Annotated in this window: 13 protein-coding genes; 9 read left to right on the top strand and 4 right to left on the bottom strand. The window is 71.0% G+C overall.

The window, feature by feature from the left end:
• The first annotated feature begins 140 nt into the window (after positions 1-140).
• The 3 genes from IF02_RS0100775 to IF02_RS0100765 all read left to right on the top strand — a co-directional run bounded on the left by IF02_RS0100775 (position 141) and on the right by IF02_RS0100765 (position 3,241).
• Positions 141-986, top strand: coding sequence for a tryptophan 2,3-dioxygenase family protein (locus tag IF02_RS0100775; protein WP_030152872.1), 846 nt, complete (start codon positions 141-143; stop codon positions 984-986).
• The gene (gene kynU / locus IF02_RS0100770) at positions 979-2,190 is read left to right on the top strand and encodes a kynureninase (protein ID WP_030152871.1); all 1,212 of its coding nucleotides are present in this window, start codon (positions 979-981) and stop codon (positions 2,188-2,190) included. Before IF02_RS0100775 ends, kynU begins: the two co-directional genes overlap by 8 nt.
• 166 nt (positions 2,191-2,356) lie before the next feature.
• Positions 2,357-3,241, top strand: coding sequence for an alpha/beta hydrolase family protein (locus IF02_RS0100765; protein WP_030152869.1), 885 nt, complete (start codon positions 2,357-2,359; stop codon positions 3,239-3,241).
• Here IF02_RS0100765 and IF02_RS0100760 read toward each other — a convergent pair.
• Positions 3,166-3,540 carry a hypothetical protein gene (locus tag IF02_RS0100760; protein WP_324603742.1) on the bottom strand — a complete coding sequence of 125 codons (375 nt, stop codon included), beginning with the start codon at positions 3,538-3,540 and terminating at the stop codon, positions 3,166-3,168. The two genes, IF02_RS0100765 and IF02_RS0100760, sit on opposite strands and share 76 nt — an antisense overlap.
• A gap of 227 nt (positions 3,541-3,767) precedes the next feature.
• Here IF02_RS0100760 and IF02_RS0100755 point away from each other — a divergent pair, with 227 nt between their 5' ends.
• The 3 genes from IF02_RS0100755 (at position 3,768) to IF02_RS0100745 (ending at position 7,716) form a co-directional block, all read left to right on the top strand.
• Positions 3,768-4,619, top strand: a complete 852-nt coding sequence (locus IF02_RS0100755) for a helix-turn-helix domain-containing protein (protein ID WP_030152865.1) — start codon at positions 3,768-3,770, stop codon at positions 4,617-4,619.
• Positions 4,616-4,861, top strand: a complete 246-nt coding sequence (locus tag IF02_RS0100750; RefSeq protein WP_030152864.1) for a DUF397 domain-containing protein — start codon at positions 4,616-4,618, stop codon at positions 4,859-4,861. Before IF02_RS0100755 ends, IF02_RS0100750 begins: the two co-directional genes overlap by 4 nt.
• An 80-nt stretch (positions 4,862-4,941) precedes the next feature.
• Positions 4,942-7,716 (top strand): PKD domain-containing protein, encoded by a 2,775-nt coding sequence (locus tag IF02_RS0100745; RefSeq protein WP_030152862.1) that lies wholly within the window; start codon positions 4,942-4,944, stop codon positions 7,714-7,716.
• Between the two features lie 68 nt (positions 7,717-7,784).
• On the opposite strand, the gene wrbA is transcribed toward IF02_RS0100745, so the two are convergent.
• Positions 7,785-8,402: an NAD(P)H:quinone oxidoreductase gene (wrbA, locus tag IF02_RS0100740; protein WP_030152860.1), complete on the bottom strand. Its 618-nt coding sequence runs from the start codon at positions 8,400-8,402 to the stop codon at positions 7,785-7,787.
• 111 nt (positions 8,403-8,513) lie between these two features.
• Between wrbA and IF02_RS0100735 the strand changes: the two genes are divergently transcribed.
• Together IF02_RS0100735 and IF02_RS32880 are read left to right on the top strand one after the other, a co-directional pair.
• Entirely contained in the window at positions 8,514-9,128 is a 615-nt protein-coding gene (locus tag IF02_RS0100735) for a TetR/AcrR family transcriptional regulator (RefSeq protein ID WP_030152859.1), read from the top strand.
• A gap of 102 nt (positions 9,129-9,230) precedes the next feature.
• The gene (locus IF02_RS32880) at positions 9,231-10,934 is read left to right on the top strand and encodes a PKD domain-containing protein (protein WP_158708422.1); all 1,704 of its coding nucleotides are present in this window, start codon (positions 9,231-9,233) and stop codon (positions 10,932-10,934) included.
• 82 nt (positions 10,935-11,016) lie between these two features.
• Here the strand turns inward: IF02_RS32880 and IF02_RS0100725 are convergent, their stop codons facing one another.
• Complete coding sequence (locus IF02_RS0100725) at positions 11,017-12,300, bottom strand: adenylosuccinate synthase (protein ID WP_030152855.1); 1,284 nt, start codon at positions 12,298-12,300, stop codon at positions 11,017-11,019.
• A gap of 184 nt (positions 12,301-12,484) precedes the next feature.
• On the opposite strand from IF02_RS0100725, the gene IF02_RS0100720 reads away from it, so the two are divergent.
• Positions 12,485-13,291: a diacylglycerol kinase gene (locus tag IF02_RS0100720; RefSeq protein WP_078621776.1), complete on the top strand. Its 807-nt coding sequence runs from the start codon at positions 12,485-12,487 to the stop codon at positions 13,289-13,291.
• Positions 13,292-13,417: 126 nt separating this feature from the next.
• On the opposite strand, the gene IF02_RS0100715 is transcribed toward IF02_RS0100720, so the two are convergent.
• A complete protein-coding gene (locus IF02_RS0100715; RefSeq protein ID WP_051695510.1) occupies positions 13,418-13,927 on the bottom strand; it encodes a GbsR/MarR family transcriptional regulator in 510 nt (169 codons plus the stop codon).
• Positions 13,928-13,981: the final 54 nt, after the last annotated feature.

The following is a 13,981-nucleotide window of genomic DNA, read 5'->3' as shown; positions in this document are numbered from 1 at the left end:
AAAAACACCTGTGACCCCGGTCACACCCCAATAGAGGGAGCCCGGCATCCGGTCCTATGATGCGAGCAGGGGACCGGGGCTCCACTCACCCATCGGAAGGGGCGGACCGCTACCCGGAAGCACGTGTCGAGGAGACAGCGATGTCGAACACCCTTGATGCCTCCGGAGCCGGTTCGGACACCCCGAACCTCGACTTCGCCGGCACGACCCCGTACGAGGACTACGTCCAGGCGGACGTCCTCACCCACCTCCAGCACCTCCGCTCTGACGACCCGGGCGAGATGGTCTTCCTGGTGACGACCCAGGTCATGGAGCTGTGGTTCACGGTCATCGTCCACGAATGGGAGACGGCCGCGAAGGCCCTCCGCGAGGACCGCATCCCCGTCGCGATGGATGCGCTGAAACGATCCCTCCGCGAGCTGGAGGCCCTCAACGCCTCCTGGCGCCCGCTCGCCCAGCTCACCCCGGGCCAGTTCAACGCCTACCGCGCCGCCCTCGGCGAGGGCTCGGGCTTCCAGTCGGCGATGTACCGCCGCATGGAGTTCCTGCTCGGCGAGAAGTCGGCCTCGATGCTCGTCCCGCACCGCGGCGCCCCGCGCGTCCACGCGGAGCTGGAGAAGGCGCTCCAGGAGCCCAGCCTGTACGACGAGGTCCTGCGCCTGCTGGCCCGCCGCGGCCTGCCGGTCCCGCAGGAGGTCCTGGAGCGCGACCTCTCCCGGCGGTACGAGCCCTCGTCCGAGGTCGAGGCCGTCTGGACCTCCCTGTACGCGGACCCTGACGCGGAGCTCGACCTCCACCGCCTCGGCGAGGTCCTCACGGACGTCGCGGAGCTCGTCTGGCGCTGGCGCAACGACCACCTGGTCGCCACCCGCCGGGCCATGGGCGCCAAGACCGGCACGGGCGGCTCGGCCGGCGTGACCTGGCTCGAAAAGCGCGCCACGAAGAACGTGTTCCCGGAACTCTGGACGGCCCGCAGCCATGTCTGACGCGAACGCGAAATCCCCGGCGGACCTCGCGGCCCGCGCCGCCGCCCTCGACACCGCCGACGAGCTCGGCAAGCTCCGCGACCGCTTCACCCTCCCCGACGGCGTCGTCTACCTGGACGGCAACTCGCTGGGAGCGTTGACGACCGGGGTCGCAGCCCGTATCGCCCAGGTCATCACCCACGAGTGGGGCACGGAGCTCATCCAGTCCTGGAGCACCGGCACCTGGTGGACCGCCCCCGAGCGGATCGGCGACAAGCTCTCCCCGCTCATCGGCGCGGCCCCCGGCCAGACCGTCGTCGGCGACTCCACCAGCGTCAACCTGTTCAAGGCCCTGGTGGGCGCCGCCCGCCTGGCCCGCCCCGGGCGCACGCGGATGCTGGTCGACGCCTCCACCTTCCCCACCGACGGCTACATCGCCGAGTCGGCCGCCCGGATGACCGGCCTCACCGTCATACCGGTCGACCCCTCGCACGCGGCCGAGGAGATGGGGGAGGACACCGCCGTCGTCCTCCTCAACCACGTCGACTACCGCACCGGCCGCCTCCACGACCTCCCGGCCCTCACCGCGGCGGCCCGCGCCGCCGGGGCCGTCACCGTCTGGGACCTCTGCCACTCGGCCGGCGCCCTCCCCGTCGGCCTCGACGAGCACGGCGTCGACCTCGCGGTCGGCTGTACGTACAAGTACTTGAACGGCGGCCCCGGTTCCCCGGCGTACCTCTACATCGCCGCACGCCACCAGGGAGCCTTCGACTCCCCGCTCCCCGGCTGGAACGGCCACGCGGACCCCTTCGCCATGACCCCGGACTACACCCCGGCGGCCGGAGCGGTGCGCGGCCGGGTCGGCACCCCGGACATCCTGTCCATGCTGGCCCTGGAAGCGGCGCTCGACGCCTGGGACGGGGTCTCGGTGGAAGCCGTACGGGCCAAGTCCCTCGCCCTGACCGACTTCTTCCTGGAATGCGTGGCCGCGTACGTCCCGGCCGGGAAGGTCGAATCGGTCACCCCGGCCGAGCACGACCGGCGCGGCAGCCAGGTCTCGCTGCGCACCGAGAACGCCCGCGCGGTCATGGACGACCTGATCTCCCGCGGTGTGATCGGGGACTTCCGCGCCCCCGACGTCCTGCGCTTCGGCTTCACGCCGCTCTACGTCGGTTTCGCCGACGCGGAGCGTGCGGCCCGGACACTGGGTCACATTTTCGGGTGAAGTAGGGGCGAAACGTCACGGCAACCGGGCGGGCGGGGCTTCGGCTCCGTCCGCCCCCGCACATCCCGGCCACGGCCCCCGCCCCCCACCGACGCCCCCGTTCCGGCCTGATACGGTCCCGCTCTGCCGGAACACCAGTCCCACGCGTTACCGAGAGGTTGAGCCGATGACGGACCCCGCAGTCGAACGGGACGCCGCCGAGGCCGCCTCGGCCTTCTCCCACCCGCCGGTCGCCCCGGACGCGACCGGGGCGTACGGGGACCACCCCGACCAGGTGATCGACTTCTACGCCCCGCGCGGCGAGACCGCCACGGGCGCGGCCCCATTGGTCGTCCTCCTGCACGGCGGCGCCTGGCGCGCCCCGTACGACCGGCACCACATCACCCCGCTCGCGGACTTCCTGGCCCGCCGGGGTTTCGCCGTCGCCAACGTCGAGTACCGGCGCGGAAGTTCCATGCCGCGCCAGCACGCCCAGGGGCACGTGGCCGGCCGCTGGCCCGAGACCTTCGACGACGTCGCCGCCGCGATGGACGCCCTCCCGGAGCTCGCCCGGGCCTATCTCCCGCAGGCCGACCCGCGCCGCACCGTCATCACCGGCCATTCCGCGGGCGGCCACCTCGCGCTGTGGGCTTCGGCCCGGCACGTCCTGCCACCCGAGTCCCCGGCCGCCTGGAGGCTGCCTTCCCCGCCGCTGCTGCGCGGCGTGGTGGCGCTGGCCCCCATCGCGGACTTCGTGGCCGCGGAGGAGCTGGGTGTGTGCGGTGGCGCGTCCGCGCAGCTGCTGGGCGGCGCCGACCAGTGGGCGGAGCGCCTGCCGTTCGCGGACCCGGCGGTCCTGCTGCCGACCGGGATCGCGACGGCCGTCGTGCACGGCCGGGAGGACATCGTGGTCCCGGCGTCGGTGGCCGAGTCGTACGTGGCGGCGGCGGCCAAGGCCGGGGAGACCGTGGGCCTGACCCTGCTGGACGGGATCGGTCACTTCCCGCTCATCGACCCCGCGGCCGACGCCTGCGCGGTGGTGGCGGAGGAGATCTCGCAGCTCGCCTGGTAGAGCCCGGCGGCGCGGTACAGCAGCAGCGCGTGCACGAACCGGTCCTCGCGCGTCGGCGGACACCGCCAGGCCAGCGGCCATGCGCCGTCGAGGGCCGGGACGGGGATGTACGTGGTCCTGCGCGGCCCCGACGCGAGCCGCGTGAACCCGGGTGGCCAGACCCGGTACGCGGCGCTCCCGACCGGGATCATGAAGTAGACGGGCCGCCGCCCGTTGGCCTGCACGACGATCGGCCCGGGATCACCGCCGGTGAGCGTGACGAGGAGATCGGCGATGTCCCGCCCCATGTCACCGTCCACGCGTACGGCGTCAAATAGCACTCCTGCCTTGCGAATTCCGATGCCGGTGGCCGGAATCCAGCTGGGCGTGGGGGAGTTGGGCGAGTGACTTCCAGTGTTCATGGAACAAGCGTGACGGCTCAGGTCTACGGTTTTCTAGGTCTCGGACTTGATAGGTGAGAAGTCTGGGATATGGCGCCCATGCGCTGGAGACCATTTGAGTTCGTTTCAGCTCGGGGGTGTTCGGTATGCCCAAGGAAAACGGCAAGAAGAGTAAAGAAAAGTACGAAGGGCGACCGATGACCCAGTTCATCGCTGAGATCGCCCGCCTCCTGCGGGTGCGGGAGAACCTGACCCAAGAGGCCTTGGGTGATCAGATCGGCTACACGGGATCGGCGATCAGCGCCATGGAGACCTGTGCGCAACCGGTGAGCGACCGGATGCTGGAAGGCCTGGAACAGGTCATCGGGAAGGGGCTCGGCATCTTCGCGGCGAGCCGGAAATACGTCCTGATGGAGAAGTACCCGGTTCGCTTCAGGGAGTTCTCCCGGATGGAGGCAACGGCGTACACGATCTCGTCCTACGAGACCCTGGTGGTGGACGGCCTCTTCCAGACTGAGGCGTATGCCCGCGCGCTTATGAGCGCGGGATACCCGCCGGAGCCGAAGGCCAAGCTGGAGGAACTGGTCGAGGCGCGGCTGGCTCGCAGGGCCCTGTTCGATCGCGACCCGACGGCGATGATCGAGCTGATCCTGGAGGAGTCCGTACTGAGGCGCCCCTTCGGCAGCTGGGAGATCATGCGCGACCAGCTGAACTCACTCGTGGAAGATGCCGAACGCATCAACGTCACCGTCCAGATCCTGCCCCTGGACAGAGGACTGACCGGAGCCTATGCGGGGGCTTGCGGTCCGATGAAACTGGTGGAGACGGAGGATCACGACCACGTGGTCTACCTGGAGGTGGAGGACGAGGGCATGCTGGTCAGCGACCGGGTCAAGGTGTCCCGACTTGCTCAGCGGTATGCGAAGATCCGCGCGCAGGCCCTGAGTCCCGATGAATCCCTGTGCCTCATCAAGCAGTTGGCGGGAGAGTGGAAATGAGAACCGACGCTCTGCGGTGGCGCAAGTCGAGCTACAGCGACAGCAGCGGCGGCAACTGTGTCGAGGTGGCCTACGAGTGGCGCAAGTCGAGCTACAGCGACGGCGGTGGCGGCAACTGCGTCGAGGTGGCCGCCTGCCCGCACGCCGTGCACGTGCGGGACTCCAAGGACCTCGACGGCCCGTCGCTGGCCGTGGCCCCGACGGCCTGGGCCGACTTCGCCGGCTGGGCCGCGGGGGCGTAGCGCCGAACCGAGGTGACATCGGCTTTCGGACAGCGGAAGATGACCTCCTTGGTCATCTTTCCGCAAAGGAACTCCTGCTGGTGCGCCCCACTCGTACGGCCGTCCTGCTGACCGCAGGTCTGGTCACACTCCTCGGCATACCGGTGGCCACGGCCGCCGATGCCCCCGACTCCCTCTACGTGAGCAATCACGACGATTCCCACTGCTCCGACAGTGGATCCGGCTCACAGGCCGTGCCGTTCTGCACGATCTCGGCGGCCGCCAAGGTCGTGGCGCCGGGCCAGACCGTGCGGATCAAGCCGGGCAAGTCGTACGACGAGGCCGTCACGATCGACCGCTCCGGCGAGCCCGGCAAGCCCATCGGTTTCGTGGCCGACGCAGAGACGGGTTCCGCGGCCCGGGTGAACCTCCACTCCGGCAGGGGGCTGACCATCAGTGGTGCGTCCCACGTGGTGGTCCGCGGCATCACGCTCGCCGCGCCCCTCCAGGTCGGCCGGTCCAGCGATGTCGAGCTGGACCGGATCGTCGCCAGCGCGGGCCGGGACGCGGCCGGGGGTTCGGGGGTCGTGGTCGGCGAGGGGAGTGCCGACGTACGTATCACCCGGAGCTCGCTGCAAGGCGTCCGGGTCGACGGCGGCTCGCGGAACACCGTGCTCGCCCGCAACCAGATCTCCGGCGTCTCCGCGTCGGCGCTCAGCGTCACGGACGCGCCCGGCAGTGTCGTCACCAACAACACGCTCCGGAGTCTCTGCTCGGCCACCCTTGCGCTCGGCGGGAACTCGACCGGCTCGGCCGTGTTCAACAACGTGGTCTCCACCTACGCCCGCGGCGGGTACTGCACTTCGGACGGTGCGCGCAACCCGATCCTGGTCGCGCAGAGCGCGACGGCGGGGACCCGCGCCGACTACAACCTGGTCGCCGGCAACGCCGGCCCCGAGGCGGCGTACAGCTGGTCCGGTACCGCGTACAAGGACCCGGCCGCCTTCCAGGCCGGCACGGGGCAGGGCGCGCACGACATCCTGACGCCGTCGTCCGCAGGCGTAGGCACCATGGACGGCTCTCCGACCATCGACTCCGCCGACCCGACGGCGCCGGGCGTACTGCCCACCGACTTCAGCGGCTACCCGACCACGGACGACCCGCGGGTCCCCAACACCGGGCGCAACGGCGGGTACCTCGACCGCGGGGCCTACGAGAGCCAGGACGGCCTCAGCAGCGCCACGATGTCGATCGACCAGAGCTGGGCGCCGGCCGGGACCAAGGTGGAGGTGAAGGCCTCGTCGGACAGCAAGTGGCCCTCCACGATGAGCTACCGCGTCGACTTCGGCGACGGTACGCAGCCGGTCGTCGCTCAGCAGGGCGACGCGCCCCAGGCCCTCGCCTCGCACGCCTACGCCACGCCGGGCGACTACGTGGTCAAGGTGACGGCGGTGAGCGGGGTGGGCCGGACGGCCACCACCGAGAAGCCGGTCAAGGTGACCGCGGCCGACAAGCCGCTGGCCACGGACTTCACCGCCCCGCCGGTCCTGCCGACCTCGGACAGCCCCGACGAGCACGTCCCCCCGCTGACCATCGGGCTCGACCCGCGGTCCACGGTGGCGCCGTGGCCGGTGCTGAGCATGCTGGTCGACTTCGGCGACGGCAACGGCAGCTTCGAGGCGCGTGACTACAACTCCCCCGGGCAGCACACGTACGCCATTCCGGGCGAGTACAAGGTGACGGTCAAGCTCCAGGACATCAAGGGCGCCACGTCCACGGTCACCAAGACGGTGCGCGTGGACTACCCGGCGTCCGGCTACGTCGCCACCGATCCCTTCCGCATCGTCGACACCCGGACCTACCTCTGGTCGCTGCGCGGCGGAGAGCCCTGGTCCACGCGCCTGCCGGCCGGCGGGGCGCTCTCGGGCGGCATGACCGCCGCGGTCCTCAACGTGACCGTCACCGGGGCGAGCGAGGACACCCACCTCAGCGTGTCCCCGTACCGCCAGGACCGTCCGGCGACCTCGAACGTCAACGTCCGCGCGGGCGGTACGTCGTCCAACACGGTGACCGTTCCCGTCGGTTCCGACGGCTCCGTGTGGTTCCGGCTCAACTCCGGTGAGGCGCGGCTGATCGTCGACTTCGTCGGCTACTACCAGCCGAACATCGGGCAGCGCTTCAGCCCGGTCACCCCGACCCGTCTCGCCGACACCCGTACGGGGACGGCCGGCGCGCTGGCCGGCGGCCAGACGCGCACCGTCAAGGTCGCCGGTGTGGGCGGGATCCCCGCCGACGCCACGGCGGTCGCGCTGAACCTGACCGGCACCGGGGCGATCTCGGACACGCACGTGATCGCCTACCCGGACCCGGCGAAGCGGCCCGCGACGTCGAACCTCAACCCGGAGCCGGGCAAGGACAAGTCCAACCAGGCCATCGTGCCGGTGGGCCCGAACGGGACGATCACGCTCTACAACAACGCCGGTTCCACGCACCTGGTCGTGGACGCGGTGGGCTACTACGGCAAGGACGGCAAGGCCCTCTTCACGCCGATCGTGCCCAAGCGCCTCGGCGACACCCGGACCACCGGCAAGCTGGCCCCGGGTGCGACCACGACCGTGGCCGGGCTGCCGTCCGGTGCGGTGGGCGCGGTGCTGAACGTGACCGCGACCGACACCTCCGCCGCCGGGTTCCTGACCGTCCACGGGTACGGGAGCGCCCGTACGGACGCGAGCAGCCTGAACACGCTGCCCGGCCTCACCGTCCCGAACCACGTCACGACTCCGGTCGGGGACGGCAAGGTGAGCGTCTTCAACAGCTGGGGCGGCAGCAACCACGTGATCACGGACCTGCTCGGCTATTTCACCGAGAGCCGCTGACCTGACCTGACGAGATCAGATCTGCCACGTGTCCGGAGCCGGCCATTCCTGGAATGGCCGGCTCCGGCCTAGTTGGCGGTGGCGGTGGCGGTGGCGGCCAGACGGGCGGCGAAGGTGGCGAGGCGCTCGCCCTGGTAACGGGCCGCGGTCAGGGTCTCCTCGCTGACGGCGCCGCTGCCGCCGGGGTGTGAGGTGCCGTACGGGTTGCCGCCGGCGCCGTAGACGACCGGGTTGGTGTAGCCGGGCGAGACGATGACCGAGCCCCAGTGGTGGAACGTGTTGTAGAGGGCGAGCAGCGTGGACTCGTTGCCGCCGTGCGCGTTGTGGGCGCTGGTGAAGCCGGTGGCCGGCTTGTCGGCGAGGGCGCCCTGCTGCCAGATGCCGCCGGTGGTGTCGAGGAACTGCTTCAGCTGGCCCGCGATGTTGCCGTACCGGGTCGGCGAGCCGATCGCGTACGCGTCGGCCCAGGTGAGGTCGTCCAGGGTGGCGATCTCGACGTCCTTGGTGTCCTCGACGTGCTTGCGCCAGGCCGGGTTGGAGTCGATGGCCGCGTCGGGGGCGAGCTCGGGCACCCGCCGCAGGCGGACTTCGGCGCCCGCCTTCTCGGCGCCTTCGGCGACGGCCTTCGCGAGCTCGTGGACGTTTCCGGTGGACGAGTAGTAGATGACCGCGACCTTGGCACTCATGGTGGGACTCCCTGGTGTGACCTAACCGGATTGCTATCCGTTTCGCTTCGACGAGTGAAAGTAAAGCGGATGGGTATCCGGTTGGCAAGGGCTGTCCGGTAGCCTCTGCGTATGAGCCGCATCGAACTCCCGGTCACGGGGCAGGCCCCGCCCGAGCGCGCGGACGCCGCCCGGAACAGGCGGAAGATCCTGGACGCGGCGGCGCAGCTGGTCGCCGAGCAGGGGCCGGACGCCGTGACGATGAACGCCGTCGCCCACGCCGCGGGGATGGGGGTCGGGACGGTCTACCGCCGCTTCGGCGATGTGAGCCGGCTGCTGTTCGCGCTGCTCGACGAGGACGAGCGGCGCTTCCAGGAGGCCTTCCTGAGCGGGCCGGCCCCGCTCGGCCCCGACGCGCCGGCCGACGTACGGCTGCGCGCGTTCCTGCACACCCTGGCCGAACGGCTCGTGGAGCAGCGGGCGGTGATGGCGGTGGCGGAGGCCGCGTCGCCGGGCGCCCGGTACGAGAGCGGCGCGTACCTGACCATGCACACGCACGTCGCGATGCTGCTCCGCGGGGCCCGCCCGGAGGCGGACGCCCCGGTGCTGGCGCACCTGCTCCTCGCCCCCTTCGTCCCCAGCCTCTTCGAGCACCTCACGGCCCGCGAGGTCCCGGTCGACCGGATCAAGGCGGCCGTCGACGCCCTGCTCGGTTCCGGACGAGAACCCTGTGGATCAAGCCGCTGAGCTGTCTGTACGCTGAACGGGATTTCGAACCCGTTCAGGGTTCTGCACCAGACCAAGGGGGGTACGGTGCTCCGTCGCCGTCTCATGTTTTCCGCCGCCCTCGTGGCAGCGGGCGTAAGCCTCGTCTCGGGTCCGGCCGTGGCGGCCGGTCCTGTCGCTCCCGCCGCCGGCCACGGGGTGGCCGCGACGACCGGGGGGAACCCGGGCAAGGGCGGGTCGTTGCCGGGGGGCAAGACCTTCTCCAGCCCGGCCGACCGTACGGTGGTCACGCCGCTGGCCGGCTCCGCGTCCGGGTCCGGGGGGACCGCACGCGCGCAGGGCGCGCAGGGCGCGCAGGGCACGCAGGGCGGGAAGGCCGCACAGGCCGCCGCGTACCTCGCGATCGACCTGGAAGCCACCGCCACCACCGCGCACTCGGTCGACCTGACGACGCGCATCAGCAGCGAGGCCGCCGGTCTCGACATCACCATCGCCTGGGGCGACGGGACCACGGACAAGGTCACGGCCTCCAGCACCGGCTACGACCGGCGCAACACCCAGCACAAGTACGCCACCGTCGGCTCGTACGCCATCACGGTCACGGTGAACGACACCACGCACGGCGCCCAGGCCGTGAACCGGCTCGACTTCGTCACCTCGGGCAGCGAGTACACCGCCCACGCGCCCACGCGCCTGCTGGACACCCGCGCCGGTCTCGGCGCCGCGCAGGCCAAGGTCGCAGGGCGGGGCTCGGTGGTCCTGAAGGTCGCGGGCGCCGCCAACATCCCCGCCGGGGCCACCGAAGTGGTCCTCAACGTCACTGCCACCAACGCCGCGGGAGCGGGCCACGTCGTGGTCCAGCCCGACAAGGACGGCTTCGAGACCGGGTCGAACCTGAACTACGCCGCGGGGCAGACCGTTGCGAACCAGGTGATCGTGCCGGTCGGCAAGGACGGGTCCGTCCACCTGATCAACGGCGGCTGGGACTCCGTCGACCTGCTCGCGGACGTCACCGGCTACTTCACGGCGTCGGTCGCCAGCGGCTACACCACGCTGAACCCGGTCCGCGCCGTCGACACCCGCGAGGGGATCGGTACGGCGAAGGGGCAGGTCCCCGGCTACGGCAGCTTCGGGCTCGACGTCGCCGGGCGCGGGGGCGTCCCGAAGGGCGTCACCGCCGTGGCGCTCAACCTGACGGCCACCAACCCGCGGGCGGCCGGGCACCTCACCGCCTACCCGAGCGGGCAGGCGGCGCCGTCCACGTCGAGCCTGAACTTCTCCGCCGGTCAGACGGTCGCCAACTCGGTGATCGTGCCGGTCGGCCCCGACGGGAAGATCACCATCCGCAACGGCAGCTGGGACCGGGCCGACGTGGTGGCCGACGTGGTCGGCTACTACAGCACCGACAGCAGGGCGGCCCTCGTGTGCCTCGGGGGCCCGTACCGGGTCATCGACACCCGCATCGACAGCTGGGGCCGCAAGGCCGGCCCGGTGCCGGCCCGCACGATGCTCCCCGAGCGGTTCGACGCCGATACGACGAACTCCGACATCGACGGCTGGGTACTGAACACCACGGTCACCAACACGACCGGGTCGGGCTTCCTCTCGGTCACCGCCGACCCGAACACGTGGCCCGACTACGTGAAGGGCACCGCGGTCACGCCGCAGCGGCCCGTCTCCTCGTCCGTGAACTGGACGGCGGGTGCGACCGTGCCGAACCTGGTCCAGACGTCCGGGGGCAAGGGCGGCATGATCGACTTCTGGAACCAGGGCTGGACGGACATCGACCTGATCGTCGACCTGATCGCCTGGTACCAGACCAGCTAGTTCCCGGCCGGTTCCCGAAACGCGAGAGGGGCGGTGCGCCGTGTGGCGCACCGCCCCTCTCACGTGGTGGGCGTGGTCGCTCCTAGAGGAACGAGTTGATCTCGATCGTCTCGGTGCGGCCGGGGCCGACGCCGATCGCGGAGATCGGGGCGCCCGACATCTCCTCCAGCGCCTTCACGTACGCCTGGGCGTTCTTCGGGAGGTCCGAGAACGTCTTGGCCTTGGTGATGTCCTCGGACCAGCCGGGGAGGTTTTCGTAGATCGGCTTCGCGTGGTGGAAGTCCGTCTGCGAGTACGGGAGCTCCTCGACGCGCTTGCCGTCGATCTCGTACGCGACGCAGACCGGGATCTGCTCCCAGCCGGTCAGGACGTCCAGCTTGGTGAGGAAGAAGTCCGTCAGGCCGTTCACGCGGGTGGCGTAACGGGCGATCGGCGCGTCGAACCAGCCGCAGCGGCGGTCGCGGCCGGTGGTCACGCCGCGCTCGCCGCCGATGCGGCGCAGGTCCTCGCCGTCCTGGTCGAACAGCTCGGTCGGGAACGGGCCGGCGCCGACGCGGGTCGTGTACGCCTTCAGGATGCCGATGACGCGGCTGATCTTCGTCGGGCCCACGCCGGTGCCGGTGCAGGCGCCGCCGGCGGTCGGGTTCGAGGAGGTGACGAAGGGGTACGTGCCGTGGTCGACGTCGAGCAGGGTGCCCTGGCCGCCCTCGAAGAGCACGACCTTGTCCTCGTCGAGCGCGTTGTTGAGGATCAGGGTGGTGTCGGCGACGTACGGCTTGATCTGCTCCGCGTACTGGAGCATCTCCTCCACGATCGCGGCGGCCTCGATGGCGCGGCGGTTGTAGAGCTTGGCGAGGAGCTGGTTCTTGCCCTCCAGCGCCGCTTCGACCTTCTGGGTGAGGATCGACTCGTCGTACAGGTCCTGGACGCGGATGCCGATGCGGTTGATCTTGTCCGCGTACGTCGGGCCGATGCCGCGGCCGGTCGTACCGATCTTGCGCTTGCCGAGGAAGCGCTCGCCGACCTTGTCGAGGGTGACGTTGTACGGCGTGATCAGGTGCGCGTTGCCGCTGATGAGCAGCTTGGAGGTGTCGATGCCGCGCTCGTTCAGGCCGCGCAGCTCGGAGAGCAGGACGGCCGGGTCGACGACGACGCCGTTGCCGATGACCGGGGTGCATCCGGGGGAGAGGATGCCGGAAGGGAGAAGGTGCAGCGCGTACTTCTGGTCGCCTACGACGACCGTGTGGCCGGCGTTGTTGCCACCCTGGTAGCGCACCACATAGTCAACGGATCCACCGAGCAGGTCGGTGGCCTTTCCCTTGCCCTCGTCACCCCACTGAGCTCCGAGCAGCACAAGAGCGGGCACAGGCGTACACCTCTTCCGGATGGGGCATGTCCAAGGTCAGGGGGCGTACGACGATGTACACCGCAGGCTGAGCCGTCGGACCGGTACCCCGGAATAGACGAAGGCCCTGGCGCAATAGCGCAAGGGCCTCTTGCACAAAGATGCTACCCGAGGAAGGACCGAGGTGTCGGCTCCAGAGCCCACCATGAGCCATGCGGGCGCGCCGGTAGGCGGCCTGCTCGTGCTCGTCGACCCGGTCGCCCGCCGTCTTGACGGCGAGTCCGTGCGGATCGCGAAGGATGTCCTGTCGGCAGGGGCGGCGGCGAAAATCTGCCTCCCGGACTCGCAGGAGGAGTTTGCGCGGGCGCTTGCCCGCCGGGGCCATCGGCAGCCGGTGATCGTCGGCGACGACCGGGCGCTGGTGCGGGCCGTGGGGCTGCTGCACCGCGAGCGCGGGCTCGGGGACGGGGCCGTTTCGCTGATTCCGGTGGGGCAGCTGGGGTCGCTGGGGCTGGCGCGGTCGCTGGGCGTTCCGCTGTCGGCGGTGGCGGCGGCGCGGTCGGTGCTGGACGGCGCCGTACGGACCCGGGACCTGCTGGTCGACGACAGCGACGGGGTGGTGCTCGGGGATCTGCGGATTCCACCCGTCCGGGCGGCACCGAGACCGGCGGTGCCTTCGGTGTGGAGCGCGTACCGCTCGCTGGTGCGGACGCTGGTCCCCGCGGGGGCCCGGGTGGGGCACCGGCTGCGGGTGGAGGCGGACGGGCAGGTGCTGGTGGACGTGGACCGGGCGGTGGAGGACCTGCGGATGGTGCCGGGGCCGTCCGGTGGGCTCGCGGAGGTGACGGTCCGGCTGGCCGGCGGCCCGTCGCTGCGGGTGAGGGCGGCCTCGGTGACGGTGTCGGGCTCGGACTTCCGCTACCGGGCGGACGCGCTGGTGGCGGGCCCGGTGCGGCGCCGTACGTGGACCCTGCGGCCGGGGGCCTGGTCGCTGACGCTGCCGCGGGGGTAGCGGAGGGCGGGGCGTCGCGGAGGGCGGGCGCTACGGCGCGAGGGCGCCTGGGCGCCAAGGCGTTGCGGAGCTGCGGCGCTACGGCGCCAGGGCGCTGAGGCGCCAAGGCGTTACGGAGCTGCGGCGCTACGCGCTCGGGAGGTCCAGGGTGGCCCGGTGGGCCCGCCAGCGGTCCATCATCGCGTGCATCTCGCCCTGGAGGAACTCGAAGAACGCCGCCGTCTCCGCCATGCGCGCGCCGGCCGGGGTGTCCGCGCCGACCCCGGCCGCGCCGTCGCGGAGGGTCTTCTCGAACAGGTTCAGCACCTGGTCGCGCCGGGTGAACGTCTCGTACCAGAGCTCGTTGTGCAGGACGTACCGGTCCCGCCGGGAGCCCGGCTCCCGCTCCCGGCTGACCATGGTCACCTGCGTCAGGTACGCCACGGCCCCCGACACCGCCGCCGGGCTGATCCGGAGCGCCTCGCTCAGCTCCGCCGAGGTCATCGATCCGCTGTCGCTCGCGAGGAGCTGCGCGAAGACCCGCGAGGCCATCCGCTGCATTCCCGCCTCGGTCAGCTGCGCGGCGAACCGCTCCACGAAGCGGGAGACCGCCGCCTCGTCGCTCCGTACGTCCTGCGCCTGTACATCCGTGTCCATGTCGTCCGCCACCCTCCTGACTTTATATGTTTCCCTAGCTTCACAAGTTTGTGA

The organism is Streptomyces sp. NRRL S-244, assembly GCF_000717915.1.
Lineage (GTDB): Bacteria > Actinomycetota > Actinomycetes > Streptomycetales > Streptomycetaceae > Streptomyces.
Note: the sequence above shows the minus strand (reverse complement) of the source record. Positions and strands in the feature narration are given on the sequence as shown.

What these genes read in the sequence shown, in the direction of transcription:
- IF02_RS0100750 (WP_030152864.1), top strand. Translation starts at nt 4,616, where the DNA reads ATGAGAACCGACGCTCTGCGGTGGCGCAAGTCGAGCTACAGCGACAGC.
- wrbA (WP_030152860.1), bottom strand. Translation starts at nt 8,402, where the DNA reads ATGAGTGCCAAGGTCGCGGTCATCTACTACTCGTCCACCGGAAACGTC.
- IF02_RS0100715 (WP_051695510.1), bottom strand. Translation starts at nt 13,927, where the DNA reads ATGGACACGGATGTACAGGCGCAGGACGTACGGAGCGACGAGGCGGCG.
- IF02_RS0100735 (WP_030152859.1), top strand. Translation starts at nt 8,514, where the DNA reads ATGAGCCGCATCGAACTCCCGGTCACGGGGCAGGCCCCGCCCGAGCGC.
- IF02_RS0100755 (WP_030152865.1), top strand. Translation starts at nt 3,768, where the DNA reads ATGCCCAAGGAAAACGGCAAGAAGAGTAAAGAAAAGTACGAAGGGCGA.
- IF02_RS0100720 (WP_078621776.1), top strand. Translation starts at nt 12,485, where the DNA reads ATGAGCCATGCGGGCGCGCCGGTAGGCGGCCTGCTCGTGCTCGTCGAC.
- IF02_RS0100765 (WP_030152869.1), top strand. Translation starts at nt 2,357, where the DNA reads ATGACGGACCCCGCAGTCGAACGGGACGCCGCCGAGGCCGCCTCGGCC.
- IF02_RS0100775 (WP_030152872.1), top strand. Translation starts at nt 141, where the DNA reads ATGTCGAACACCCTTGATGCCTCCGGAGCCGGTTCGGACACCCCGAAC.
- kynU (WP_030152871.1), top strand. Translation starts at nt 979, where the DNA reads ATGTCTGACGCGAACGCGAAATCCCCGGCGGACCTCGCGGCCCGCGCC.